The organism is Kitasatospora cystarginea (assembly GCF_039533515.1).
Classification (GTDB): Bacteria; Actinomycetota; Actinomycetes; order Streptomycetales; family Streptomycetaceae; genus Kitasatospora; species Kitasatospora cystarginea.
Genome location: NZ_BAAATR010000003.1, coordinates 215,548 through 241,122 on the forward strand (window position 1 = coordinate 215,548; position 25,575 = coordinate 241,122).

A 25,575-nucleotide genomic window follows, 5' to 3' on the forward strand; every position below is an offset into this window, starting at 1 on the left:
CCGTGCGCCGGAAGCGGTCCCCTCGCCCGGAACCTGCCCGAAGGCGTCAGCCGAGCTTGCTCACGTCCCGGACCGCGCCCTTGTCAGCCGAGGTGGCCATCGCCGCGTACGCCCGCAGTGCGGCGCTGACCTGCCGCTGGCGGGACTTGGGCCGGTAGCCGCCGTCGGCCTCCAGCCTGCGCCGCCGCTCCTGCAGTTCCTCGGCGGAGAGCTCCAGGTCGATCCTCCGGTTCGGGATGTCGATCGAGACGATGTCGCCGTCCTCGATCAGCGCGATGGCGCCGCCGGAGGCCGCCTCGGGCGAGATGTGGCCGATCGACAGGCCCGAGGTGCCGCCGGAGAACCGGCCGTCGGTGATCAGGGCGCAGGCCTTGCCGAGGCCGCGGCCCTTGAGGAAGGAGGTCGGGTAGAGCATCTCCTGCATGCCCGGGCCGCCCTTGGGGCCCTCGTAGCGGATGACGACGACGTCGCCCTCCTTCACCCGCTTGGCGAGGATCGCCTCGACCGCGTCGTCCTGGGACTCCACGACCACGGCCGGGCCCTTGAAGGTCCAGATGGACTCATCCACGCCCGCGGTCTTCACCACGCAGCCGGCCTCGGCGATGTTGCCGTACAGGACCGCCAGGCCGCCCTCGACGGAGTAGGCGTGCTCGATGTCCCGGATGCAGCCGCGCGCCGCGTTGGTGTCCAGCGTCTCCCAGCGCTCGGACTGCGAGAAGGCGGTGGCGGAGCGGACGCAGCCGGGGGCGGCGTGCCACAGCTCGACGGCCTCGGCGGAGGGCGAACCGCCGCGCACGTCCCAGGTCTTGAGCCACTCGGCGAGCGAGTAGGAGTGGACGGTGTGGACGTCCTCGTTGAGGAGCCCGCCGCGGTAGAGCTCGCCCAGGATGGCCGGGATGCCGCCGGCCCGGTGGACGTCCTCCATGTAGTAGCTGCCGTTGGGAGCGACCTTGGAGAGGCAGGGCACCTTGCGCGAGACTGCGTCGATGTCGCGCATGTCGAAGTCCAGCTCGGCCTCCTGAGCGGCGGCGAGCAGATGGAGGATGGTGTTGGTGGAGCCGCCCATGGCGATGTCCAGGGCCATGGCGTTCTCGAAGGCGGCCCGGGTGGCGATGTTGCGCGGCAGGACGGAGGCGTCGTCCCCACCGTAGTACCGCTGGGCCAGCTCGACCACGGTGCGGCCGGCCCGCTCGTACAGGGCCCTGCGGGCGGTGTGGGTGGCCAGCACCGAGCCGTTGCCGGGCAGCGAGAGGCCGATCGCCTCGGTGAGGCAGTTCATCGAGTTGGCGGTGAACATGCCCGAACAGGACCCGCAGGTCGGGCAGGCGTTCTCCTCGATGATCGCGATGTCCTCGTCGGAGACGTTCTCGTTCACCGCCTGCGAGATCGCGTCGACCAGGTCGAGCTTGCGGACCGTGCCGTCGACCAGGGTGGCCTTGCCGGCCTCCATCGGGCCGCCGGAGACGAAGACGGTCGGGATGTCGAGGCGCAGCGCGGCCATCAGCATGCCCGGGGTGATCTTGTCGCAGTTGGAGATGCAGATCAGCGCGTCCGCACAGTGCGCGTTGACCATGTACTCGACCGAGTCGGCGATCAGGTCGCGGGAGGGCAGCGAGTAGAGCATGCCGCTGTGGCCCATGGCGATGCCGTCGTCCACCGCGATGGTGTTGAACTCGCGCGGGATGCCGCCCGCCTCCTTGATCGCCTCGGAGACGATCCGGCCGACCGGCTGGAGGTGGGTGTGGCCCGGCACGAACTCGGTGAAGGAGTTGGCCACCGCGATGATCGGCTTGCCGAAGTCCTCACGGGCTACGCCGGCGGCCCGCAGAAGCGCCCGGGCGCCCGCCATGTTGCGACCGTTGGTGACCGTACGGGACCTCAGCTCGGGCATTCGCTCCACTCCTTCGGCGGCTGCGCGCGGCCCGCTGCTTCGGTTGAGAGGGTGCGGGGCCGCTTTAGTTACCGAGCGTACGCCGTCGGTCCGGGCGGACGCACGGCTCGTCCGGAATGCGGTCAGCTGGCGGGTGCCGTGCCGTCAGGCGGCCTTGACGCCCACCGCCAGTCGGACCGTGAAGGGCTCGGAGAGCAGCCCGGCCGGGAACTCGGCCAGCAGCGCGGCCCGTTCGGCAGCCAGCACGGCCTCCCGTTCCCGCTCGGACAGCACCGCGATGAAGGACTTGGAGCGCAGGTCGTCGAGCACTGTCTCCACCGGCACCTCGCGCTGCCAGGTGATCTCCGCACTGCCCGCCCGCAGGCCGTACTCGGCCAGCAGCTCGCCGACCTCCGCGATGTCGACCCGCTCGGCGCCCGTGGGCAGCACGCTCAGTGAGGAGACCCCGGCCAGCAGCCGCCCCAGCTGGGCGGCGATCCAGGGGGTCCGGTTGTCCCGGTCGTTGCGCCACACCGCCAGTGCGCCGCCGGGGCGCAGGACGCGGATCGCCTCCGGGACGGAGCGGTGCGGGTCGGTCCAGTGGAACGCCTGCGCATAGGTGACCAGGTCCACCGTCGAGTCGTGGAACGGCAGCTCGTCACCGCCCGCCTTCACCAACGGGACCTCGGGACTCACCTCGTGCAGCCGGGCCGCCATCCCCGCACTCGGCTCGACCGCGGTCACCCGCGCACCCCGACCCGCCAGCAACCGCGTCGCGATCCCCGTACCCGCACCCACGTCCAGCACCACCGCACCCCGCAACCCCCGCCCGGACAACCGCTCCACCTCGTCGAACAGCGCATCCGGATACGACGGCCGAGCCGCGTCGTAGTGCCCCGCGACCGCACCGAAGGAGGCGGCCCGCTGCTGCCAGTCCGGGGCCGTCATGCCGGGGTCGCCGCGACGACGAGCTCCAGGACGTAGGGCTCGGTGACCGTGCCGTCCGGGAACTCGGCCAGCAGCGCGGCCCGCTCGGCGGTCAGCACCGGCTCCCGCTGCTCGGCCGGCAGTACGGCGAAGTACGACTTGGAGCGCATGTCGGTGATCACCGTGTCGACGTCGATCCGGCGTTCCCAGCGCAGGCGGGCGGTGCCCAGGCGCAGGTCGTAGGCGTTCAGCGGTTCGGTGACCACGTTCACCGCGCCGGAGTAGCGGTAGGTGGGCAGGGCGGCCTTCAGCCGGTCCTCCTGGGCCGCGACCCAGGGGGCCGCGCGGTCCTTGAGGTTCCACCACAGGGCCAGTGCGCCGCCGGGGCGCAGGACGCGGATCGCCTCCGGGACGGAGCGGTGCGGGTCGGTCCAGTGGAACGCCTGCGCATAGGTGACCAGGTCCACCGTTGAGTCGTGGAACGGCAGCTCGTCACCGCCCGCCTTCACCAACGGGACCTCGGGACTCACCTCGTGCAGCCGGGCCGCCATCCCCGCACTCGGCTCGACCGCGGTCACCCGCGCACCCCGACCCGCCAGCAACCGCGTCGCGATCCCCGTACCCGCACCCACGTCCAGCACCACCGCACCCCGCAACCCCCGCCCGGACAACCGCTCCACCTCGTCGAACAGCGCATCCGGATACGACGGCCGAGCCACGTCGTAGTGCCCCGCGACCGCACCGAAGGACTCCGCGTGCTCGCGATGCTGAAGATCCGTCACGTCCCGCCCCCGGTCTCGCGTGTGCCTGCGGTCAGCGTACGCGCGCCGGGGTGGCCAGGTGCAGACGGGTGAACGCCAGCGCCTCGGCGAGGTCGGCCTCGCGTTCGGCGGGGGACGTGGCGCGGCGGGTGTTGACCTCCAGCACCACGTGGCCGCCGAAGCCGGTCCGGGCGAGGCGCTCCAGCAGCTCGGCGCAGGGCTGCTTGCCGCGGCCCGGGATCAGGTGCTCGTCCTTGCCCGACCCGGAACCGTCGGCCAGGTGGACGTGGGCCAGCCGGTCACCCATCCGGTCGACCAACGCGAAGGTGTCGATCCGCGAGGTGGCGGCGTGCGAGAGGTCGATGGTGAAGTGCCGGTACTCCTCGTCGGTGACGTCCCAGCCGGGCGAGTAGGCCAGCACCTCACGGTCCCGGTAGCGCCACGGGTACATGTTCTCCACCGCGAACCGGACGTCGGTCTCGCCCGCCATCCGGCCGATGCCCTCGACGAACTCCCGGGCGTACTGGCGCTGCCAGCGGAACGGCGGGTGCACCACCACGGTGTCCGCGCCCAGCTTCTCGGCGGCGGCGCGGGCCCGGACCAGCTTGGTCCACGGGTCGGTCGTCCACACCCGCTGGGTGATCAGCAGGCAGGGGGCGTGCACCGCCAGGATCGGCATCCGGTGCTGGTCGGAGAGCCTGCGCAGGGCCTCGATGTCCTGGCTGACCGGGTCGTTCCAGACCATCACCTCGATGCCGTCGTAGCCGAGCTTGGCGGCCAGCTCGAAGGCGGTGGCGGTGGTCGCGGGGTAGACCGAGGCGGTGGAGAGCACCACCTTGGTGTCCGGGACGTGCAGCTCGGGGTGCGGCGGGAGCACCAGGCGGTCGGTGGTGCGCAGCAGGGGGGCGGGCTCGGGCGCCTTGCGGCGGGAGGGCTTCACGGCCTTGGCCCGTTTGGCGGTCTTGGCGGGCGCGCCGGTCTTGGCGGCCGCGCCGGTCTTGGCGCCTGCGGGGGGCTTGGCAGCTGTGCCGGGCTTGGCGGCCGTACCGCGTTTGGCGGCTGTGGCAGGCTCGGCGGCCTTGCCGGGCTCGATGGTCGTGGCCTTCCGCTGCCGGGTGGACTTGGCGGCCTTCGCGGCGGTCGCCGACTTCACCGCCTTGACCGCCTTGACCGCCTGGGCGACCTTGGCAACTTTGGCGGCCTTCGCAGCCTTGGCGGCCTTCGCACTCCTCGACTCCGGGCTCCCGGCTGCCTCCGCGGGCCGGTCCGCCCGGGAGTCGCTGTCCGGTTCGCCCTGCCCGGGCGCCGGTGTCCGCTTGGGCGCGGCGCTCGCCCTGGCCCGGCGCGGCCTGCCCGGCCGCGGCTGCCCGGCGTCCTCACCAGCAGCGCGGCCCGCCTGCGTACCGTCCTCGTCCGCTGGTTCCGCCACGGGAGACAGCGTAAGCGGCCCGGCAACCGAATGGGGCCCGGTCCCGCCCGGGTGTGGGCGTGCTCACCTCGTACCGCTCCGCCCGAAGGCGGCACGAGGCAGGGCGGCGGCGGGAAGCTCCGCCGGGCTGCCGGGCACGTCCCGCTCCGCTCCGCCTTGCGCCGAAGGGTTCACTGCGTGAGGGCGGGGCGGCGGTCGACCGGGCTGTCCATCGCGTCCAGGCGGCGCAGGATGATGCCCTCGCGCAGGGCCCAGGGGCAGATGTCGAGCCCGTCCAGGCCGAAGAGGTCCATGGCCGCGTCGGCGACCAGCGCACCGGCCAGCAGCTGCCGCGCCCGCCCCTCCGAGACGCCGGGGATCCGGGCGCGCTCGGCGACGGTCATCCCGGCCAGCCGGGGCACCCAGGCGGACAGACCGGATCTGGTGAGCCTTCGCTGCACCAGCGGCCCGTTGTCGGCGGGGGCGGCACCGGTCATCCGAGCCAGCTGCTTGAAGGTCTTGGAGGTGGCGACCGCGTGGTCCGGGGTGCCCAGCCGGGCGAACTCGCCGACCGCCTGGGCGATCTCGGCCCGGATCTGGCGCCGCAGCTCCCGTACGTCGTCCGGGTCGGCGATGTCCCCGGGGAGCTGGGCGGTCAGCCGACCGGCGCCGAGCGGGAGGGAGCAGGCGACGTCGGGCTGCTCGTCCAGGCCGCAGGCGATCTCCAGCGAACCGCCGCCGATGTCGAAGTTGAGCAGGCGCCCCGAGGACCAGCCGAACCAGCGGCGAACCGCGAGGAAGGTGAGCCGGGCCTCGTCCTGGCCGGACAGGACCCGCAGTTCCACCCCGGTCTCCTCGGCGACCCGGCGCAGCACGTCCTCGCCGTTGGCGGCCTCCCGGACGGCGGAGGTGGCGAAGGGCAGCATGTCCACCACGCCCTTGTCCTCGGCCACCCTTATCGAGGAGGCCACCATGCCGACCAGCTTGTCCACGCCGGCCTTGGTGATCGCACCCTCCGTGTCGAGCAGTTCGGCGAGGCGGAGCTCGGCCTTGTGGGAGTACGCGGGTAGCGGGGCAGCACCGGGGTGGGCGTCCACCACGAGGAAGTGGACGGTGTTGGAACCTACGTCGAGCACACCGAGTCGCATAGCCCTCAACGCTACGCGATACCCGCCCGCGGCCTGGCACGCATGCCCGGCCGACGACCGGGAGCAGGGCCTGACCGACAGTCAGGACGATGCCCGGCAGGAGCGGCGTGATCGACGGACCCCGGGTCGATCCTCCGCAACTGCGAATCCTGCAAGGCTAGTCCAGCGCTCGGGAGAGGCACTTTCCTCAAAGCCCGACCGGAGCGGAGAACGTCACCGTGCTCGGCGGCGGTCGCACCACGGCGGTCGGGCTCTGACCGCCGCCCGGCGACCGCCGACCGCCGTCACCGTCACAGGACTCCGTGCCAGAGCTGTTCCACCACAACCGACCACCAGTTCTCCGGGTCGGTGAACACCGTGCGGTCCATGGCGGCCAGGCCCCACTGGAGTTCGGCGACCACCGGGCCCGCCGCGTAGGGCGGGAGGCCGCTCAGCCGGGGCAGGAAGTCGGCGAGGAGGGCGAGGGAGCGGATGAAGGCGGTGAGGTCGGTGTTGCAGTGGCGCGCGCTCGCACTGTCGGGGTCGATCGCGCGGACCCGGCCCTGGGCGGAGTCCACGGTCATCAGCGCCCAGCCGTCGGTGCCGACGACGCGCTGCCCGAGCAGGTTCCGCCGGGCGGCCTCGGCGGCCCGCAGGCCGCGTCCGAGCTCGGCCAGGTGGTCGGCCGCATCGGGCAGCGCCGTCTGGGTCCGGGTGCCGTCCAGGACGCCGTCGGCCACCGGGCGGAGCAGGGTGAAGAAGCCCTCGACCGCCACCGGCAGGCCGATGTCGATCAGCGGCACGGCCGTCGAGTCCGGCAGATCGGCCGCCAGCACCTCCTCGGCCTCGAAGCGCTGGACCCCCTCGGCTCCGAACCGCTCCACGAGCCTGGCGGCGAGCGCCTGCGCGCTCTCCGGGAGCGCGGGCGGCACGGCGGCCGGGAAGGGCATCCGGTTGGGCCTGGGCGCGGCCGGCCGCCCGTCGGGCCCGTCGGCCGGGATCCGGGCGGCCGACTCCCGTACCGCCTCCGCCCGGTGGTCGAAGTGCGGCCCGTAGCGCAGCTCGTGGCTGAACCGCGCGGACGGCAGCTCCTCGGCGAGCGCCTGCGCGACGTACCCGCCGGGCAGCATGGCGAGGCTCAGATCGGTGTGGACCGACACCACGTCCTCCGCGCGGACGCCCTGTTGCTCAAGCTGCCGCCAGGCGCGCAGCGCGGGGTGTGGACGGCCCGCGACCGAGTGCATGACCAGGGTCTGCGACTCGCCGTGCTCGTCGCGCCAGGTCACCTCGGCGCGCACCCCGGGGCCGGTGACGGGCGGCAGCGCGGGCTCGTACTGGCCGGCGCCCAGCTTGTCGCGGTAGAGCCGGATCACCTCGGTGACCGGGACGGACGGCCAGACGCTCAGCTCGCCCGTCGCGCGGTCCACCACCGCGCAGGCCGCGCCGATCTCCTCGGGTGCCCGGCGCGCACCGGTCAGCGGATCCACCTGCACGGGGGCGGGCGCGGGCCAGAGCACCCAGCCGAGGTCGAACTCGAAGGACTGGACCGGGCGGGCCGCCTCCTGCGGCAGATCGCCGTTGATCCAGCGGTGGGCGGCGTCGATCGCCTGTTCGCGGGTGGTCATCGCTTGGCGCTCCTCGCGCTGGTGCCTGCGGGGGCTCGGTGGATGGTCAGCCGCGAGCGCGGCGGCGCGGGCTGCTCCGGGACGGCGGGCTCCTGCTCGGCCTGCGGGGCGGGCACGGGATCCGGTGCGGCCTCGGGTTCCGGCTTCGGTTCCGGGGCCGCGAGCTGGATGTCCGACAGGTCGAGCGGGCGGCAGTCGCCGTCCACCGCGATCGCCCACAGGCCGTGCTCCGCGCCGTAGAGCGGGGCGGCCGACCGGCGGCCGGTCTGGTGGTCCAGGTAGCTGAGCGTGCCCTCGCACACGGCGGCGTTCCAGGTGTGCGACCGGCCGAACTCGTCCATGGTGAGCAGCACCGCCTGCGCGCCGTGCCCGGTGCGAAGCAGCACCTCGGCCAGCCGCCGGTGCGCCTGCTCGCCGTCGCCCAGGTCGCGGAACTGGGTGCCGAGTTCGCGTTCGGCCCGGTCACGGCCGCCGCGCTCCCCGGCCGGGCCGTCCGGCAGCCGCGGGGCGCCGCAGGTGGGGTGCCCGGCGTAGCTGTCCAGGCCGGAGAGTGAGAGCTCGACGCAGTTGTTGGCCCGGCCCTGCTCGCGGTAGCCGCCGCCGTTGAGCACCTCGGTCCAGGTCCCGCGACGCGGGTCGGAATGCGGTACGGCGAAGCCCTCCGGCGTTACGGGGAACCGGAGTTCGGCCTCGGCCTGGTGCGCGGGGTCGACCGGGCCGAGACCGCCGGGGACGCCGTACGGGCGGCTGTCGGCGATGGTGCGCACCTGCTCGAGCTCGCCCTGCGGCGGCACACCCTGGCGGCGTCCGGCCCGGACCAGCAGGAAGGCGGCGCCGAGCTCGCCGGCGGGTACGGCGCTCCAGGCGGACGTCCCGTGTGCGTCGGTGGGCAGCAGCTGGTCGGGACGGACGCGGAAGTCGGCGACCGGGCCGAGGGACGACCGCAGTGGCGCGGGTACGCCCGGGTTCGCGCCGAGGCCCGCGGCCGGCAGGGGGGTGCCGACGGGCATCCGGGGCACCGCCGCGCCGGATCGGCCGTCCTGCGGAGTGATGCCCACGCCGACGCCGATCGCACCGCCGACCGGCTGGCCGGCCGCACCCGGCGCGCCCGCGCCGATCGGACCGCCCACCGGACCTCCGGGCGCGCCGGGGATGCCGGGGGTGCCGGGGGTGCCGGGGGTGCCGGACACCCCGGGGGTACCGCCGACCGGGCCGGTGACGACCGGGCCACCGCCGATCGACCCGCCGATCGACCCGCCGACCGGGCCGCCCACCGGGCCGCTGGCCGCCGGACCGCCGCCCACCGGACCGGTGACCACCGGTACGCCGGTCGAGCCGCCGACCGGAGCTCCGCCGACCGGCCCGTAGCCGCCGGTGGCCGGTATCGACGGCACGGATCCGCCCGACGGGTCGGGACGCCAGCCGCCGCCGGAGGAGCCGCTGCCCGCCGACGGCACGTCGCCGCCACCGGAGCCGTAGCCCGAGCCGTAGCCGGACCCGGATCCCGAGCCCGGGCCGGACCCGCCCGAGGAGCCGTAGTCCGAGCCCGTCTGCGGCGGCTCGACGAAAACGGAGTCGGTCTGCAGCGAAACCGGCCCGGTCCGCAGCGAAGTGTGGTGCGTGACCGGCGGGTTGCCGTAGTCGGAGTAGTCCGCGGAGTCGTAGCCGCCCTGGCCGCCGCCGTCCTCGAACGGGTCCTGCCGGTGCCGGTACCCGCCGCCGCCCGTACCGGAGTGCCCCGACGAGCCCGCGTAGGAGGAACCGCCCCCGTAGCCGTCGGAGCCGTCGCCCGCTCCCGAGCCGTAGCCGTCCCCGTCGCCGAGCCCGACCTGAACTCCTGTACCGGCCGGTGCGGTTCGCAGTCCGGTGCCGGCCGCCGTCGACCGCTCGCTCACGTCGGCGTCGGCGTCGGCCGAGAGATCGGTCGGCAGCCCCGCCGTCTGCACGCCGGCCCGCAGCCCGAGCTTCTGGTCCGGCCCCGGCAACTGCTGCCCCTCCGGGCCGAGCACCACCGGACGGCCGTCCGTGCCGACCAGCGGCGCGCCGTTCTCGTCGAGCGCCACCGACAGCTTGCTGTCACCGAGCCGGCCGTCGACGCCGACCGTGACAGGGTTGCCCCGGGCATCGGTGAGCGGCTTGCCGTCCACCCCGACGGCCACGCCGACCAGCGGCTTGCCGTCCGTACCGAGGACCTCGACCTTGCCGTCGGCGTCGACCACCGGCTTGCCGTCCGGGCCGACCGGGACGGTGACGCCGTCGACCCCGGCCACCAGCTTGCCGTTCTGGTCGCGGAGCAGCGGGTGTCCCTCGTCGTCCGTGATCAGCCGGCCGTGCGAGTCCACGGCGGCGCTCAGCGCACGGACGCCGCCGACCGCCGCCGACCCGGCGGCCGCGCCCGCCAACGGGCCGGTCGACTGCCCGCCGATCCCGGCCCTGGCGCTCAGCGCGATCGCATCGTCCGAGCCGCCGCGCGCCTTGCCGTTCGCGCCGGCCAGGCGCTCCAGCGCGATCACCGCGGGCTCCTGCAGCGCGGTCTGCAGGCCGTGCTTCATGGCGCGGCCCAGTTCCTCCAGCAACTCGCCGATCTTGATCTTGGCGGCCACGAGGTCGACCGCCTCGCCGGCCTCGGCGACGACGGTGTCGACCGCCTTGGTGACGGCGCCGGCCAGTCCGCCGCCGTGCTCCGCCTTCGCCTTGGCCTCGGCGGCCTCGGCCGCCTTGAGCTTCTCGGCCAGTTCGGTGAGTTCGGCGACCATCGCCGACTTGCAGGTGTCGGTGGCCTCGGCGGCGCCGTCGAAGGCCTTGGCGACCAGTTCGGCGGCGCCGGTCGCATCGTCCAGATAACCGCGGCCGCCGCCCGAGAAGTCGGTCCAGTGCCGGCCGAAGGCCTCCATCGCGGGCCCCGAGTTCTCCTCGGTGACCCGCTGCGCGGACTCCCGGCCCCGGCGGCTCAGCTGCTCGGCCTCGGTGCCGAACTCCCGCCACAGCGAGGCGGCGCGGCGCAGGCCGTCCTCGTCGGCCTCGGGCCAGTGGTGGCCGACCTTGGCCAGGACCGGAACCAGTTCCTCGGGCAACTTCCGGGACACGCGGTCCCCCCTTCGCGCTCTACGGATTGAACGCCGTCGCGGTTCCGACGCCGCGGGCGGTCCGCCCGCCCGGGACGGGGCCGCGCCCGGCGGCCGGTACGGCATGAAGCTCGGTCCGCCCACCGGCGGATGCCCCCCTCGGGGACTCAGACCACCTGCCGCCCCGCAGCGGTTCCGCCGGGGTGCTGCCGGTTGAAGTCGGCCGCGATGTCCTGCTCGGTCTGGCTCGCCTGGTCCGCCATGGTGTGCAGTCCGGCGCCGATCCCGGCCAGCCGGTCGGCCAGGCCGTTCAGACCGGCCAGCACTCCGTGCTGCGCCTCGTCGTACTCCTGGCCGAAGCCCGAGCCCGGGTCGTCCTTGCCCCAAGGACTGCCGAGCCCTGCCATGCCCTGCTCCAGCGCCAGCGCGGCCCGGGCGAAATCGTTGGAGAGCTGCTCGAACTCCCGCCCCTCGCCGTGCACTTCCCACGGTTTGATCCGGAACTGGTCCGATCCACCCGCTGCCATCGCCGTTCCCCCGTCCTGCCAGGTCCACCGAAACCGTCGCGCCGACCGCCCCGTACATGCCCAGCGGCGCCGCCATCCTAGGGCCCGGATCGGAACCCTCCGCAGCGCCTCTGGACGTTTCTCACCTCAACTTCACACCCCCGCACGGGCCACGCCCCTTGCCGGGCGGAGGCCATACCCTTGCTGAGTGGCAGCAGAAACTCCCAAGAGCACCAAGAAGACCAAGCACCCCGCCGGCGGCGGCGAGGCCAAGACCAAGGACGCCAAGCTCGCCAGGTCCGCGACGCCGGTCGACCTCCCGATGCCGACCGTGGGCCCGGCGCTCGAGGTCGGGCTCGACTTCCCGCGCGCCTGGGTCGAGTTCGCCGACCCGGCCGACGACGAGCAGGTCTTCCGCTGCGACCTGACCTGGCTGACCTCCCGCTGGACCTGCATCTTCGGCAAGGGCTGCCAGGGCATCCGCGAGGGCCGGGGCGAGTCCGACGGCTGCTGCACGCTCGGCGCCCACTACTCGGACGAGGACGACGAGAAGCGGATCGCCGAACACGCGGCCCGGCTCACGCCCGAGACCTGGCAGCTGTACGAGCACGGCACCGACGCCAAGGGCCGGATCAAGCTCGACGGCGGCATCACCATGCTCGACGAGGACGGCGACCGCCAGACCCGCCGGGTGGACGGCGCCTGCATCTTCCTCAACCGCCCGGGCTTCCCCGGCGGCCACGGCTGCGCCCTGCACACCCTCGCCCTGCAGGAGGGCAAGGAGCCGCTGGAGACCAAGCCGGACGTCTGCTGGCAGCTGCCCGTCCGCCGCACCTACGACTGGATCGACCGCCCGGACGACACCCGCTACCTCCAGGTCACCATCGGCGAGTACGACCGCCGTGGCTGGGGCCCGGGCGGCCACGACCTGCACTGGTGGTGCACCAGCAGCCCCGACGCCCACACCGGCGCCGACCCGGTCTACATCAGCTACCGCCCCGAGCTCACCGAGCTGATGGGCCCGGCCGGCTACGCGGTCCTCGCCGACCTCTGCGAACAGCGCATCGCCGCCAAGGGCCACCGGAAGTTCGCGCCCCACCCGGCGGACCCGCGGCCCAAGGGCAAGCGGGGGTAGCTCCTCAAGGGACTTCCGCCTGCGTCGGACCGCGAAAGCCGGCGTCCCGGGGTGGATTCCGGCTGCCCACGGCACGGCCCCGGCCGCCCGCCCGGTACGGGCTGGCGGCCGGGGCCGTGAGCGGATTCGAGCCGCTACTTGTCGATGTCGCCGACCACGAAGAACATCGAGCCCAGGATCGCCACCATGTCCGCCACCAGCGTCCCCGGCAGCAGCTCGGTGAGCGCCTGGATGTTGTTGTAGGAGGCCGACCGCAGCTTGAGCCGCCAGGGCGTCTTCTCGCCGCGCGACACCAGGTAGTACCCGTTGATCCCGAGCGGGTTCTCGGTCCACGCGTACGTGGTCCCCTCCGGCGCCTTGAGCACCTTGGGCAGTCGCAGGTTGACCGGCCCCGGGGCGAACTGCGCGAGCCGGTCGAGGCAGGCCTCGGCGAGCTCCAGCGAGTTGGCGGTCTGCTCCAGCAGGCACTCGAAGCGCGCCAGGCAGTCGCCCTCCTCCCGGGTGACCACGGTGAGCACGTCCTGCAGCTCGCCGTACGCGAGGTAGGGCTCGTCCCGCCGCAGGTCGAAGTCGACCCCGCTGGCCCGCGCGATCGGTCCGCTGACCCCGTACGCGTGGACGTGCTCGCGCGAGAGCGCGCCGACCCCGGCGGTACGGCCGCGGAAGATCTCGTTGCCGAGCACCAGGTCCTCGAAGACCGTCAGCTGCGAGCGGACCGTCGCGACCGCCGCGCGCACCCGCCCCAGCCACCCGGCCGGCAGGTCCTCCTTCAGGCCGCCGACCCGGTTGAACATGTAGTGCATCCGGCCGCCGCTGGCCTCCTCCAGCACGTGCTGGAGCTCCTCGCGGCCGTGGAAGGCGTGGAAGATCGGGGTGATGCCGCCGAGTTCCAGCGGGTACGAGCCGAGGAACATCAGGTGGTTGAGGACCCGGTTGAGCTCGGCGAGCAGGGTGCGGATCCACACCGCCCGCTCTGGGACCTCCATGCCGAGCATCCGCTCGACGGCGAGCACCACACCCAGCTCGTTGGAGAAGGCGGAGAGCCAGTCGTGCCGGTTGGCCAGCATGATGATCTGCCGGTAGTCCCGGGCCTCGAAGAGCTTCTCCGCGCCCCGGTGCATGTAGCCGATGATCGGCTCGGCGGAGACGATCCGCTCACCGTCCAGCACCAGCTTCAGGCGCAGCACACCGTGGGTGGACGGGTGCTGCGGGCCGATGTTGAGCACCATGTCGCTGGTGCCCAGCTCGCCCGTGAGCTCTTGCGCGCCTGCGCCGATGCCGACCGTGGTCTCCCTCATGGCACAGAGGCTACCTAGTCCGCCAGGTACCCAGGCCCGCCAGGCCCGACGGTTCCGGCATCCGGACGGCCTGGACCAGCCAGCCGAAGCCGCCCAGGCCGGCGGGGTCGGTGAGTTCGGCGGCCTCCCCCGCGCGGCCCAGGGCGCGCAGGTACTCCGCCGGGTCGCTCGCGGCGAGCGAGAGCGGCGGGCGGGTGCCGCTGACACCGAGGGCCCGCAAGGCATCCCGCTGCGTCGTCCACAGGCTGTGGAGACCGGGCACCGCAGCCGAGTCCAGGGCCACGTGCGCGGTGATGTCGCAGGAGCCGTCGGGCACCGGCGGCACCTCGCGGCCCGCCCGGAAGCCGGTCAGCGTACCGAACGGCGGCCGCCCGGCCCGGGCGTGCGCGTAGTCCACGGCGACCGCGAGCCCGCTCGACAGCGCGCCGACCGCCGCTGCCCAGGCCGCGTCCCGGCCGGTGCCCAGCTCCACCCGCTCGCCGGGCTCCCCGGCCGGCCACCAGTCGGCCGCCCAACGGGCGTCGGCCTCGTCCAGCTCCCCGCCCAGGCGCTCCTCGCCGTCCGGCGCGACCTCGACGTAGCGCAGCACCCCGTGCTCGTCCACCTCGGCGACGTCCAGCGGCACGTTGTCCAGCCACTCGTTGGCGAACAGCAGGCCGCTGACGCCCTGCGGCACCCGGTCCGTCCACACCACCGACCCGGGCAGCCCGGCGGGCCGGTCGGCGAGCTCCACCGCGTACGGACGCAGCCGTCCGGCCAGCGCCGGTTCGACGGCCGCGAGCACTCCGGTGAGCAGTTCGCCGCGCCCGGCCCCGACGTCGATCAGGGCCAGCTCCGCCGGACGGCGGAGGGCCTCGTCCACCTCCTGGAGAAGGCGGGCGACCGCCCCGGCATACCGAGGCGATGCGTGCACGGAGGTCCTGAAGTGCCCGGCCGGGCCCTCCGGCCTGCGGTAGAAGCCGCCGCTCTCGCCGTAGAGGGCCCGGTCCATGGCGGGCCGCCACCGCATCCAACTCATGTGGGGGACGTTACCGCCGGTAGGGGGCATCTCCACCCTGCGGAGTAGACAGGATCGCTCCTACGGCTGACCTGAGCAGGTGGACCCGCTGCCTAGGCTGGAGACGTGCATCGACTCAACGCCTGGCTCCGACGACACCCGATGGCGGTGGACTCCGTCTGGGCGCTGCCGGTCTTCCTCATCGGCCTGCTCTCGGCCGTCGAGCAGGCTCGGACGGCGGGCGGCGTGCTGATGGCCGTGCTGCTCCCGCTGCTGATGGTCTTCCGGCGGAGCCGTCCGAACCTCACCACCGTCACCGCCGTCGCCCTCGGGCTGATCCAGGTCGCGCTCGACATCCCGCCGAACGCCTCCAGCGTCGCGTACCTGGTCTTCGCCTACACCGGCGCGGCCTTCGGCACCGAGTGGATCTCGCGCCTGGCGCTGACCGGCGGGGTGCTGGCCGGGCCGCTGACGCTCTGGCGGTTCGACCAGGGCCCGCACGAGGTCCTCAACTGGCTTCGGGTGATCTTCCTCGCCGGGCTGATGGCCACCCCCTTCATCCTCTGCTGGGCCTGGGGCCGGCTGACCAGGGTCCGGCGCGCCTACCTGATCGAGCTGGAGGACCGGGCCGCCCGGCTGGAGCGCGAGCGGGACGCCCAGGCCAAGGTCGCGGTCGCCGCCGAACGCGCCCGGATCGCCCGCGAGCTGCACGACGTGGTCGCCCACAACGTCTCGGTGATGATCGTCCAGGCCGACGGCGCCGCGTACGTCCTGGACCACTCGCCGGAGCAGGCCAAGGAGGCGCTGGGCACCATCGCCAGCACCGGACGGCAGGCCCTGGTCGAGATGCGCCGCCTGCTCGGCGTGCTGCGCACCTCCGACACGGCGGAGGAGTACGTGCCGCAGCCCGGCGTGGAGGAGCTGCCGGAGCTGCTGGAGCAGGTGCGCACCGCCGGTCTGCCGGTCGAGTACACCCGCACCGGCGAGCCCACCGACCTGCCGCGCGGCGTCGAGCTCACGGTCTACCGGATCGTCCAGGAGGCGCTGACCAACGTCCGCAAGCACGGCGGCCCCGACGCCCGGGCCAAGGTCGCGATGGACTTCCGCGACCACGACCTGGAGGTGCTGATCGAGGACGACGGCCGCGGCACCACCGCCGAGCAGCTGGCCGCCGGCGGAGCCGACGGACAGGGCCACGGTCTGATCGGCATGCGCGAACGGGTCGGCATGGTCAGCGGCAGTCTCGACATCGGCCCCCGCCCCGGCGGCGGCTTCCGGATCCGGGCGGTACTCCCGCTCAGGACCGCCAAGTAACGTCCTCGCACCGGACCCCCGGCCCGCTGGACCCCCGACCACGGCGACAACAGGAGTGACATTGACCATCCGGGTGATGCTGGTGGACGACCAGGAGCTGCTCCGCACGGGCTTCCGGATGATCCTGCAGTCCCAGGGCGACATCGAGATCGCCGCCGAGGCGGGCGACGGCCAGCAGGCCCTGGCGATCCTGGAGACCACACCGGTCGACGTGATCCTGATGGACGTCCGGATGCCCCGGCTGGACGGCGTCCAGGCCACCCGCCGGATCTGCCTCGACGCCGACGGCACCCCGCTGCCGGGTGCGCCGCACGTGCTCATCCTGACCACCTTCGACCTGGACGAGTACGCCTTCGCCGCGCTCAAGGCCGGGGCGAGCGGGTTCCTGCTCAAGGACGTGCCGCCGACCGAGCTGGTCGCGGCGATCCGGGCGGTGTACGGCGGGGACGCGGTCGTCGCGCCGACCACCACCCGCCGCATGATCGACCGTTTCGCGGAGGTCCTGCCCAACCCGCGGACCGCACCCGGCGCGACCGTGCTGGCCCCGCTCACCGACCGCGAACGCGAGGTCTTCCTGCTGGTCGCCCAGGGCCTGTCCAACGGCGAGATCGCCGCCAGGCTGATCCTCTCCGAGGCCACCGTCAAGACCCACGTCGGCCGCATCCTCGCCAAGCTCAGCCTCCGCGACCGCGTCCAGGCCGTCGTCCTCGCCTACGAGGCCGGCCTCATCCGCGCGGGCTCCACCGACTGACCGGGCGGCCCCGGGGCCGGGGCCGCCGTCCCTGAAGGGTTCCCCGGGAGCCGCCCGTAGAATGGGTCGGTACGTCTGGTACCCACGGAGGACCGGAACGGAGAGTTAGGACGAAGGCCGAGCCGTGAGCACGTCCGACCACGCAGACTTCGGTGTTCTGACCGACCCCTTCGGCGACCCTTCCGACCCCGGCAACCGCCCTGCGCGGCTGGCCGTCGGCGTGGTCGGCACCGGCCGCGTGGGCCCGGCCCTGGGGGCCGCCCTGCAGCTGGCCGGCCACCGGGTGGTGGCGGCCTCGGGGGTGTCGACGGCGTCCAGGCGGCGCGCCGAGGCCATGCTGCCCGGCGTACGGCTGGTGAGCCCCCCTCAGGTGATGGCCGCCGCCGACCTGGTGCTGCTGACCGTCCCTGACGACGCACTGGCCGAGCTGGTGGCCGGCCTGGCCGCGACCGGCGCGGTACGTCCCGGGCAGATAGTCGTCCACACCTCGGGGGCGCACGGTGTCGCGGTGCTGGAGCCCGCGACCAGAGCCGGCGCGCTGCCCCTGGCGCTGCACCCGGCGATGACCTTCACCGGCACCTCCGTCGACCTGGACCGCCTGGCCGGCTGCCCGTTCGGGGTGACCGCGCCCGAGGAGCTGCGGCCGGTGGCGGAGGCCCTGGTGGTGGAGATGGGTGGCGAGCCGTCCTGGATCCCCGAGGAGGTCCGCCCGCTCTACCACACGGCACTGGCACACGGGGCGAACCACCTGGTCACCCTGGTCGCGCAGGCCCTGGAGCTGCTGCACACGGCGGGTGTCGCCGCTCCCGGGCAGATGCTGGGCCCGCTGCTGGGCGCGGCACTCGACAACGCACTGCGCTCCGGCGACGCGGCCCTCACCGGCCCGGTCGCCCGGGGCGACACGGGCACGGTGAACCGGCACCTGGGCCAGCTCCGCACCGCCGCCCCGGACATCGAGCAGGCGTACCGCGCGATGGCCCGGGCCACGGCGCAGCGGGCGGTCCGCAACGGTTCACTCAAGGAAGAAGCGGCGGCGGCGCTGCTGGACGTACTGAACGAGGAGACACACTGATGGCGGGCAAGTACCAGCGAGGCAAGCAGCAGGCCAAGGCCCCGAAGGCCCGCAAGGTGGAGCTGACCCACACGGTGGCCGACTTCGAGGCCGCGTTCTGGCCGGACGAGCAGCCGGTGGACAACGCCGTGGTGATGACCATGGGCGCGCTCCACGAGGGCCACGCCTCGCTGATCCGGGCGGCCCGCAAGCAGGTCGGCCACGACGGCCGGGTCGCGGTGACGGTCTTCGTGAACCCGCTGCAGTTCGGCGCGGGCGAGGACCTGGACCGCTACCCGCGCACGCTGGCCGAGGACGTGAAGCTGGCCGAGGCCAACGGCGCCGACGTGGTCTTCGCCCCGTCGATGGAGGAGGTCTACCCGAACGGCGAGCCGCAGGTGCGCCTGAGCGCGGGTCCGATGGGCGAGGGCTTCGAGGGCACCTCCCGCCCCGGGCACTTCGACGGTGTGCTGACCGTGGTGGCCAAGCTGCTGCACATCACCGACCCGGACTTCGCCTTCTTCGGCGAGAAGGACGCCCAGCAGCTGGCGATCGTCCGGCGGATGGTCGCCGACCTGGACTTCGACGTCGAGGTCATCGGCGTGCCGACCCTGCGCGAGGAGGACGGCCTGGCCATGTCCTCCCGCAACCGCTACCTCTCCGAGACCGAGCGCACCCAGGCGCTCGCCCTCTCCCGGGCGCTGTTCGCCGGCCGTGACGCGGCCGCGAAGGGCCCGAAGGCGGTGCGCGAGGCGGCGGCCGCCGTCCTCGACGGCGCCGACGGCGTCACCCTTGACTACCTCGCCCTGATCGACCCGGACGCCTTCACCGAGGCCCCGGACGACTTTCAGGGCGAGGCTGTGCTGGCCGTCGCCGCGAAGGTGGGCTCGACCCGCCTGATCGACAACGTCCACCTCATCTGCCGCTAGGCGGATGGGCTGCCGGCACGGAACCGTCCGGTAACGGACTGCCCGGTTATCGAAGCAACCACTGGCATGCACTCACCTCTGGAGGCGTGACCCCATGCTCCGCACCATGCTCAAGTCGAAGATCCACCGCGCCACCGTCACCCAGGCCGACCTGCACTACGTCGGTTCGGTGACGGTCGACGAGGACCTGCTCGACGCCGCCGACCTGCTCCCCGGCGAGCTGGTCCACATCGTGGACATCAACAACGGCGCCCGCCTGGAGACGTACACCATCGCGGGCCCGCGCGGCTCGGGCGTGATCGGCATCAACGGCGCCGCGGCCCGCCTGGTCCACCCGGGCGACCTGGTGATCCTGATCGCCTACGGGCAGATGGAGACCGCCGAGGCCAAGGCCTACCAGCCCAAGGTCGTCTTCGTGGACGGCGACAACAAGATCACCGGTTTCGGCTCGGACGCCGCCGAGGCCCCGGAGGGCTCCGGCCTGGTCCGCGGCGACCTGGGGGCACCCCCGGCCGCCAGGGCCGAGGGCGCGTACGGTGGGGCCGACCGCGCGGCCGCCGCGCACTGAAGGAGCAACTGTTCGCCATGCCCGTCTCTCATCGTCTGACCGCCCCCGCTCCCGGCTGGACCTCGACCACCGACGTCGTCGTGGTCGGCTCGGGCGTGGCCGGGCTGACCGTCGCGCTCAACGTCCGGAAGGCCGGCCTGCGGGCCACGGTGGTCACCAAGGCGATGCTGGACGACGGATCCACGCGCTGGGCCCAGGGCGGCATAGCCGCCGCCCTGGGCGAGGGCGACACCCCCGAGCAGCACCTGGACGACACCCTGGTCGCCGGTGCCGGGCTCTGCGACACCGAGGCCGTGCGCACCCTGGTCACCGAGGGCCCGGACGCGGTCCGCCGGCTGATCGGGGTCGGCGCGGCATTCGACCTGGACGCCGAGGGCGGGATCCTGCTGACCCGCGAGGGCGGCCACCACCGCCGCCGGATCGCGCACGCGGGCGGCGACGCCACCGGCGCGGAGATCTCCCGTGCGCTGGTGGCGGCCGTGCGTGACGACCCGGGCATCGAGCTGATCCAGCACGCGCTGGTGCTCGACCTGCTCACCGACTCCGAGGGCCGCGCGGCCGGGCTGACCCTGCACGTGATGGGCGAGGGCCGGCTGGACGGCGTCGGTGCGATCAAGGCCCGCGCGGTGGTGCTGGCCACCGGCGGCATGGGCCAGGTCTTCTCGGCCACCACCAACCCGGCGGTCTCCACCGGCGACGGCGTCGCGCTGGCGCTGCGCGCCGGGGCCGAGGTGACCGACCTGGAGTTCGTCCAGTTCCACCCGACCGTGCTCTGGCTCGGCCCGGAGGCCGAGGGCCAGCAGCCGCTGGTCTCCGAGGCGGTCCGGGGCGAGGGCGCGTACCTGGTGGACGCGGACGGCAACCGCTTCATGGTCGGGCAGCACGAGCTGAACGAGCTCGCGCCGCGGGACATCGTCGCCAAGGCGATCACCCGGCAGATGCAGCTCAAGGGCACCGAGCACATGTACCTGGACGGGCGGCACTTCGGCGCCGAGATGTGGGAGACCCGTTTCCCGACCATCCTGGCCTCCTGCCGCACGCACGGCATCGACCCGGTGACCGAGCTGATCCCGGTCGCCCCGGCCGCCCACTACGCCTCCGGCGGCGTCCGCACCGACCTGCGCGGCCGGACCACCGTGCCCGGCCTGTACGCCTGCGGCGAGGTCGCCTGCACCGGGGTGCACGGCGCCAACCGGCTGGCCTCCAACTCGCTGCTCGAAGGCCTGGTCTTCGCCGAGCGGATCGCCGCCGACCTCGACGAGCTGCACCGCGCGGGCGAACTGCCCGAGCGGACGGTGGACGTGGCAGCCGCCCGGGCGGCGCACGCCGTACCGCTGCCGGCGCCCGAGGCGCGAGCCGAGATCCAGCGGCTGATGTCGCGCGGCGCGGGCGTGCTGCGCTCGGCCGAGTCGATGGCCAAGGCCGCCACCGGACTGGCCGGGCTCGCCGAGCAGGCACGGGCGCACGTCGCCGAGGACAAGCCGGCCGACCCCCGGGTGGAGACCTGGGAGGCCGCCAACCTGCACCTGGTGGCCTCGGCGCTGGTGGCGGCCGCCGCACGGCGCGAGGAGACCAGGGGCTGCCACTGGCGCGAGGACTTCCCCGAGCGCGACGACGCCGCCTGGCAGCGCCACCTGGTCACCACCCTCACCCCCGAAACCGGAACCCCCGTCGCCGCTTCGGCCGACCGGTAACCGCGCCGGGCCCGGCCGCTCGAGCGACCGGGCCCGGCGGCACCGGCCGAAGCGCAACCCAGCACGTCCGGTTGGAACGTCCAGCCCGAGACTCCCGGCGCCGCCGGGGTACGCAAGGAGCAACTGATGACCCACTCCCACGAGGAACTCCCGCTGGCCTCCTCCGGCGGCTGCGGCGACGGCTGCGCCTGCGGGGACGGCGAGGCGTACGAGACCGGGCTCGACCCGGCGCTGGCCGAGCTGCTCGAGGCGGCCGGCCTGGACCCGGTCGAGATCGAGGACATCGCCACCCTGGCCCTGGCCGAGGACCTGGCCGGCGGCGAGGACGTGACCTCGGTCGCGACCGTCCCGGCGGACGCCGTCGCCACCGCCGACTTCACCGCCCGCCAGGCTGGTGTGGTGGCGGGTCTTCGGGTCGCCGAGGCCGTGCTCTCGCTGGTCTGCGAGGAGGAGTTCGAGGTCGAGCGGCACGTCGAGGACGGCGCCCGGGTCGAGGCCGGCCAGGTGCTCCTCTCGGTCCGCAGCCGTACCCGCGACCTGCTGACCGCCGAGCGCAGCGCGCTCAACCTGCTCTGCCACCTGTCCGGTATCGCCACCGCGACCCGCGCCTGGGCGGACGCCCTCGCGGGCACCGGCGCCACCGTCCGGGACACCCGTAAGACCACGCCGGGCCTGCGCTCGCTGGAGAAGTTCGCGGTCCGCTGCGGCGGCGGCGCCAACCACCGGATGGCGCTCTCGGACGCCGCGCTGGTGAAGGACAACCACGTGGTGGCCGCGGGCGGAGTGGCCGAGGCGTTCCGCGCGGTGCGCGCGGCGTACCCCGAGCTGCCGGTCGAGGTCGAGGTGGACACCCTGGAGCAGATCCCGCCGGTGCTGGAGGCCGGGGCGGACCTGATCCTGCTGGACAACTTCTCGGTCGACCAGCTGAAGGAGGCCGTCGCACTGGTGGCGGGACGGGCCAGGCTGGAGGCTTCCGGCGGCCTGACTCTGGCCACCGCGCGCGAGGTCGCCGAAACTGGTGTCGACTACCTCGCCGTCGGGGCTCTGACGCACTCCTCGCCGATCCTGGACATCGGCCTGGACCTCCGCGCCTGATCCCCCTTTCCTCACAGAAAGCGCCTCATGCTCCTCACCATCGACGTCGGCAACACCCAGACCACGCTCGGCCTGTTCGACGGTGAGGAGATCGTCGAGCACTGGCGGATCTCCACCGATCCGCGCCGCACGGCGGACGAACTGGCCGTGCTGATGCAGGGCCTGATGGGCTCGCACCCCATCGTCGAGGCCGCTGACCGGGTGGAGGGCCTGGCGATCTGCTCCTCGGTGCCCGCCGTGCTCCACGAGCTCCGCGAGGTGACCCGCCGCTACTACGGCGACGTCCCCGCGGTGATCGTGGAGCCGGGGGTGAAGACCGGGGTGCACGTCCTGATGGACAACCCCAAGGAGGTCGGCGCCGACCGGATCGTCAACGCGCTGGCCGCCAACCACCTGTACGGCGGGCCGTGCATCGTGGTGGACTTCGGCACCGCCACCACCTTCGACGCCATCAACGAGCGCGGCGACTACGTCGGCGGCGCGATCGCCCCCGGCATCGAGATCTCGGTGGAGGCCCTCGGTGTCCGGGGCGCCCAGCTGCGCAAGATCGAGCTGGCCCGCCCCCGCAACGTGATCGGCAAGAACACCGTCGAGGGCATGCAGTCCGGCATCCTGTACGGCTTCGCGGGCCAGGTGGACGGCCTGGTCGAGCGGATGGCCAAGGAGCTCGCCAAGGACCCCGAGGACGTCCAGGTGATCGCCACCGGCGGGCTCGCCCCGCTGGTCCTCGGCGAGGCCACCGCGATCGACGTGCACGAGCCCTGGCTCACCCTGATCGGCCTGCGCCTGGTCTACGACCGCAACCGGCCCAGCTGACCGCCGAGTTGGCGCGACGGCACGACCTCGGCCCGCCGGTCCGGCGGCGCCGCGGTGCGACCCCGCACCGGCAGGCCGGCGTGCCGATCACGTGTCAGATGAGCACCAGATAGGCCAATCGGTACAGACACGACATCAATCGTCATAAATCAGACGTACGCCACGTAATGTCAAGCCATGCCTACGCCACACGGGTCGCGCGGCGGCATGGCCTTCAGCGCCGATGAAGTCCGCGTGCTGCGCCGCGCCCTCGCCCAAGCCCTCCACCCGGCCCACTCGCCGCACCCGACCCCGCTCGGGGAACTGTGGGCCGAGGACGTCCAGGAGGCACTGCGCCTCGCCGAAGCGGTCGACGAGGCGGTCAGGGAGGGCGGCAGGCTACGCGCCTTCCTGCTGGCCGATCTGGCCCGCTACCGCGCCGCACTCCCCGGCAGTGCCTCCGGCTACCTGGAACGCCTGGAGGGGGCCGTCTGCGACGGCTACCTCCCGACTCCCGAGGACCTGACCGCCCTGCGCTCGCTCTCCCGGCTGCCCTGCGGCAGCGCCGAACGCTCTCGCCGCTCCCGGCTCTCCGGCCGCTGCCACGCCATCGCCGAGGCCGAGGTCCGCGAGCGCCTCGCACTCGGCTCCGGCCAGCGCCACCTCATGGCCGTGCCGAGCCCGGCCGCCGAGCCAACCCCCGCCGTGTCAGTGACCCCCATCCCAGTTGGAGGACGGATCCCGATGAGCAACGCCGCCGGTGCCCCCACCCCGAAGGCCTCCCCCGCCACCGACCGCGCCCACCAGCCACAGAAGGCCCACCAGCCGCAGAAAGCGCAGAAAACACAGAAGACGCAGGCCCACCAGGATCGCCGGATGCCCACCCCCGCCGAGCTGTTCGGCCGCCGGCCCCGGCCGCAGACCCAGCCGCAGCCCCCGCTCCCCGCCGACGAGGACGTCGAACTCGCCACCGGCACCGGTTGATCCGTCCGCCAGGGGGGAGGCCGCTCCGGTCGGCCTCCCCCATCGACTTGTCGACTCCCTGATGGTGAATCAGGAACACCTGATCAAGTCTTGGCAAATTCCGTCGCCATAACCGACGCACCTGTCCCGAACTGTCCGATTGATTTCCCGGCACCGCCTCCGGCACCGCCCTATGTTCTGCACGAAATCTCGACACCCGGACCATCGAAGGGCCATCGTGCGGACCACTCGTGTACTGCGCTCGGGAACTCTGGCCACGGCGGCGGCGATCGCCGCGCTCACCACCTCGGCCGGGCCGGCCGGCGCGGCGACCACGCCGACGCCGACGCTGAAGCTCGGCGCACCCTCCTCGCTGGCGCTCCGCCCGGTGGCGGCGGACGACGACTCCGCGCCCCAGGTGCGACTGCAGCTCACCCTCACCAGGACCGGCGCCGCCGCTCCCGACCGGACCCGGCTGACCATCGACACGACCCAGCTGGCCGGCGTCGCCGACTTCGCCTCGCTCGACGCCGGACCGTCGTCCTGCACCGCCACCGGCCGGGTCTTCACCTGCGACGTCGAAAGCCTCCCCTGGTGGGGTCCCGGCGGCGGGCTCGGCCTCACCGTGAACCTCACCACCGCCAAGGGCGCCCCCATCGGAACCTCGGGCTCGCTCGCGGTCACCGAGACCACCGCGGACGGCACCAGTTCCGCGGCCCTCACCCGTGTCGTCATCGGCGGCACCGACCTGAAGCTCCAGCCGGTCGAGGGGCAGCCCGACCTGAAGGTCAACGGGACCTTCACCCGCGACCTGCGGGTCGCCAACCAGGGCCAGCTCACCGCACCCCGCCTGGTGGTGGTCTTCACCGCGACCACCGGTCTGCTGTTCCCGAAGTACGGCAACTGCGAGTACGGCGACCGGATCGAGGCCGACCGCGGTCCGGCCACCTTCCACGCCGCGGTCTGCACCGTCGACACCGCGCTCGCCCCCGGCCAGAGCGCGCACCTTGACCCCGTCACCTTCACTGCCGGGCGCACCGCGCTGGCGGACTCCATGGACATCCAGGTCGCCCCCGGCGAGAGCGACGCGGTGAAGCGCATCCGCCAGGACTACCGGCTGGTCCGGGGGAAGGGGCCGCTGCTCACCGTCGAAGGCGGGCCCGGGCACCCCGCTCCCGCCGCCGGGCCGGTCACCGACGTCAACCCCTCCGACGCCTACGTGAGCCTGGACGCCCACACCGCCAACACCGCCGACTTCCAGGCGGTGGCCCACTGGAAGGCCGATGCCACCAAGAAGGCCGGCACCCTCCAGGTCGGCCTGTCCAACCGCGGGCCCGCCTCCTTCAATGACTTCCGCAGCGGTGGCGAGGGCGAGACCTTCGTGGACGTGGCCCTGCCCAAGGGCGTCACCGTCACCAAGGTCCCGGCAGGCTGCCAGCAGCTGGTCAAGGCATCGAACCACTACAGCTGCGGCACCGGCCTGTGGCTGGCCTCCGGGAGCAGGCACCTCTTCGACTTCGGGCTGGCACTCGACCCGGGCACCGGCAAGGTCCCGGTTCCGGTCTCGCTCCAGGACCAGGGGAGCTACATCGAGAAGAAGCCCTTCGCCGTCAAGCCCTTCGACCCGAACCCGCGCGACAACCTGACCACGGTCACCATCGGCTCGTAGCACCCGGGGCCGCCCGCCTTCCCCGCG

The 25,575-nt window shown here is 73.5% G+C and carries 21 protein-coding genes; 11 read left to right on the forward strand and 10 right to left on the reverse strand.

Annotation, left to right across the window (positions count from 1 at the left end):
• Positions 1–46: 46 nt before the first annotated feature.
• The 8 genes from ilvD to ABD369_RS04920 form a co-directional block, all read right to left on the reverse strand.
• The gene (gene ilvD, locus ABD369_RS04885) at positions 47–1,891 is read right to left on the reverse strand and encodes a dihydroxy-acid dehydratase (protein ID WP_344634936.1); all 1,845 of its coding nucleotides are present in this window, start codon (positions 1,889–1,891) and stop codon (positions 47–49) included.
• Positions 1,892–2,035: 144 nt separating this feature from the next.
• Entirely contained in the window at positions 2,036–2,818 is a 783-nt protein-coding gene (locus ABD369_RS04890; RefSeq protein WP_344634937.1) for a class I SAM-dependent methyltransferase, read from the reverse strand.
• On the reverse strand, positions 2,815–3,579 hold the full coding sequence (locus ABD369_RS04895; RefSeq protein WP_344634938.1) for a class I SAM-dependent methyltransferase: 765 nt from the start codon (positions 3,577–3,579) through the stop codon (positions 2,815–2,817). The genes ABD369_RS04890 and ABD369_RS04895 overlap by 4 nt, the downstream gene beginning before the upstream one ends.
• Positions 3,580–3,610: 31 nt before the next feature.
• On the reverse strand, positions 3,611–4,414 hold the full coding sequence (locus ABD369_RS04900; RefSeq protein ID WP_344635099.1) for a sugar phosphate isomerase/epimerase family protein: 804 nt from the start codon (positions 4,412–4,414) through the stop codon (positions 3,611–3,613).
• Positions 4,415–5,157: 743 nt separating this feature from the next.
• Complete coding sequence (locus ABD369_RS04905; RefSeq protein ID WP_344634939.1) at positions 5,158–6,114, reverse strand: Ppx/GppA family phosphatase; 957 nt, start codon at positions 6,112–6,114, stop codon at positions 5,158–5,160.
• A 290-nt stretch (positions 6,115–6,404) separates the two neighbouring features.
• Entirely contained in the window at positions 6,405–7,718 is a 1,314-nt protein-coding gene (locus ABD369_RS04910) for an SUKH-4 family immunity protein (protein WP_344634940.1), read from the reverse strand.
• Positions 7,715–10,804 (reverse strand): toxin glutamine deamidase domain-containing protein, encoded by a 3,090-nt coding sequence (locus ABD369_RS04915; RefSeq protein ID WP_344634941.1) that lies wholly within the window; start codon positions 10,802–10,804, stop codon positions 7,715–7,717. The genes ABD369_RS04910 and ABD369_RS04915 overlap by 4 nt, the downstream gene beginning before the upstream one ends.
• A 146-nt stretch (positions 10,805–10,950) precedes the next feature.
• Positions 10,951–11,310 (reverse strand): WXG100 family type VII secretion target, encoded by a 360-nt coding sequence (locus tag ABD369_RS04920; RefSeq protein WP_344634942.1) that lies wholly within the window; start codon positions 11,308–11,310, stop codon positions 10,951–10,953.
• A 187-nt stretch (positions 11,311–11,497) separates the two neighbouring features.
• Between ABD369_RS04920 and ABD369_RS04925 the strand changes: the two genes are divergently transcribed.
• Positions 11,498–12,424, forward strand: coding sequence for a DUF3109 family protein (locus ABD369_RS04925; protein ID WP_425557533.1), 927 nt, complete (start codon positions 11,498–11,500; stop codon positions 12,422–12,424).
• Positions 12,425–12,558: 134 nt separating this feature from the next.
• Here the strand turns inward: ABD369_RS04925 and ABD369_RS04930 are convergent, their stop codons facing one another.
• The gene (locus tag ABD369_RS04930) at positions 12,559–13,722 is read right to left on the reverse strand and encodes an NADH-quinone oxidoreductase subunit D (protein ID WP_344634943.1); all 1,164 of its coding nucleotides are present in this window, start codon (positions 13,720–13,722) and stop codon (positions 12,559–12,561) included.
• Between the two features lie 10 nt (positions 13,723–13,732).
• On the reverse strand, positions 13,733–14,740 hold the full coding sequence (locus ABD369_RS04935; protein ID WP_344634944.1) for an SAM-dependent methyltransferase: 1,008 nt from the start codon (positions 14,738–14,740) through the stop codon (positions 13,733–13,735).
• A 105-nt stretch (positions 14,741–14,845) separates the two neighbouring features.
• Between ABD369_RS04935 and ABD369_RS04940 the strand changes: the two genes are divergently transcribed.
• The 10 genes from ABD369_RS04940 (at position 14,846) to ABD369_RS04985 (ending at position 25,548) form a co-directional block, all read left to right on the forward strand.
• Complete coding sequence (locus ABD369_RS04940) at positions 14,846–16,033, forward strand: sensor histidine kinase (protein ID WP_344634945.1); 1,188 nt, start codon at positions 14,846–14,848, stop codon at positions 16,031–16,033.
• 61 nt (positions 16,034–16,094) lie between these two features.
• Complete coding sequence (locus tag ABD369_RS04945) at positions 16,095–16,784, forward strand: response regulator transcription factor (RefSeq protein WP_344634946.1); 690 nt, start codon at positions 16,095–16,097, stop codon at positions 16,782–16,784.
• 157 nt (positions 16,785–16,941) lie between these two features.
• Positions 16,942–17,856: a Rossmann-like and DUF2520 domain-containing protein gene (locus ABD369_RS04950; protein ID WP_344635101.1), complete on the forward strand. Its 915-nt coding sequence runs from the start codon at positions 16,942–16,944 to the stop codon at positions 17,854–17,856.
• On the forward strand, positions 17,856–18,764 hold the full coding sequence (gene panC, locus ABD369_RS04955; protein ID WP_344634947.1) for a pantoate--beta-alanine ligase: 909 nt from the start codon (positions 17,856–17,858) through the stop codon (positions 18,762–18,764). The genes ABD369_RS04950 and panC overlap by 1 nt, the downstream gene beginning before the upstream one ends.
• Before the next feature lie 94 nt (positions 18,765–18,858).
• Positions 18,859–19,332 (forward strand): aspartate 1-decarboxylase, encoded by a 474-nt coding sequence (gene panD, locus ABD369_RS04960; RefSeq protein WP_344634948.1) that lies wholly within the window; start codon positions 18,859–18,861, stop codon positions 19,330–19,332.
• 17 nt (positions 19,333–19,349) lie between these two features.
• Positions 19,350–21,026 carry an L-aspartate oxidase gene (locus ABD369_RS04965; RefSeq protein WP_344634949.1) on the forward strand — a complete coding sequence of 559 codons (1,677 nt, stop codon included), beginning with the start codon at positions 19,350–19,352 and terminating at the stop codon, positions 21,024–21,026.
• 126 nt (positions 21,027–21,152) lie between these two features.
• Positions 21,153–22,121, forward strand: coding sequence for a carboxylating nicotinate-nucleotide diphosphorylase (nadC, locus tag ABD369_RS04970; RefSeq protein WP_344634950.1), 969 nt, complete (start codon positions 21,153–21,155; stop codon positions 22,119–22,121).
• A gap of 27 nt (positions 22,122–22,148) precedes the next feature.
• Entirely contained in the window at positions 22,149–22,937 is a 789-nt protein-coding gene (locus ABD369_RS04975; protein ID WP_344634951.1) for a type III pantothenate kinase, read from the forward strand.
• Between the two features lie 177 nt (positions 22,938–23,114).
• Complete coding sequence (locus tag ABD369_RS04980) at positions 23,115–23,900, forward strand: hypothetical protein (protein WP_344634952.1); 786 nt, start codon at positions 23,115–23,117, stop codon at positions 23,898–23,900.
• 217 nt (positions 23,901–24,117) lie between these two features.
• Positions 24,118–25,548: a hypothetical protein gene (locus tag ABD369_RS04985; protein WP_344634953.1), complete on the forward strand. Its 1,431-nt coding sequence runs from the start codon at positions 24,118–24,120 to the stop codon at positions 25,546–25,548.
• Positions 25,549–25,575: the final 27 nt, after the last annotated feature.

Bases quoted from the DNA above. Each gene is read 5' to 3' on its own strand.
- ilvD (WP_344634936.1), bottom strand. From the start codon at position 1,891: ATGCCCGAGCTGAGGTCCCGTACGGTCACCAACGGTCGCAACATGGCG.
- ABD369_RS04975 (WP_344634951.1), top strand. From the start codon at position 22,149: ATGCTCCTCACCATCGACGTCGGCAACACCCAGACCACGCTCGGCCTG.
- ABD369_RS04965 (WP_344634949.1), top strand. From the start codon at position 19,350: ATGCCCGTCTCTCATCGTCTGACCGCCCCCGCTCCCGGCTGGACCTCG.
- ABD369_RS04980 (WP_344634952.1), top strand. From the start codon at position 23,115: ATGCCTACGCCACACGGGTCGCGCGGCGGCATGGCCTTCAGCGCCGAT.
- ABD369_RS04935 (WP_344634944.1), bottom strand. From the start codon at position 14,740: ATGAGTTGGATGCGGTGGCGGCCCGCCATGGACCGGGCCCTCTACGGC.
- ABD369_RS04905 (WP_344634939.1), bottom strand. From the start codon at position 6,114: ATGCGACTCGGTGTGCTCGACGTAGGTTCCAACACCGTCCACTTCCTC.
- ABD369_RS04920 (WP_344634942.1), bottom strand. From the start codon at position 11,310: ATGGCAGCGGGTGGATCGGACCAGTTCCGGATCAAACCGTGGGAAGTG.
- ABD369_RS04910 (WP_344634940.1), bottom strand. From the start codon at position 7,718: ATGACCACCCGCGAACAGGCGATCGACGCCGCCCACCGCTGGATCAAC.
- ABD369_RS04890 (WP_344634937.1), bottom strand. From the start codon at position 2,818: ATGACGGCCCCGGACTGGCAGCAGCGGGCCGCCTCCTTCGGTGCGGTC.
- ABD369_RS04930 (WP_344634943.1), bottom strand. From the start codon at position 13,722: ATGAGGGAGACCACGGTCGGCATCGGCGCAGGCGCGCAAGAGCTCACG.
- panD (WP_344634948.1), top strand. From the start codon at position 18,859: ATGCTCCGCACCATGCTCAAGTCGAAGATCCACCGCGCCACCGTCACC.
- nadC (WP_344634950.1), top strand. From the start codon at position 21,153: ATGACCCACTCCCACGAGGAACTCCCGCTGGCCTCCTCCGGCGGCTGC.
- panC (WP_344634947.1), top strand. From the start codon at position 17,856: ATGGCGGGCAAGTACCAGCGAGGCAAGCAGCAGGCCAAGGCCCCGAAG.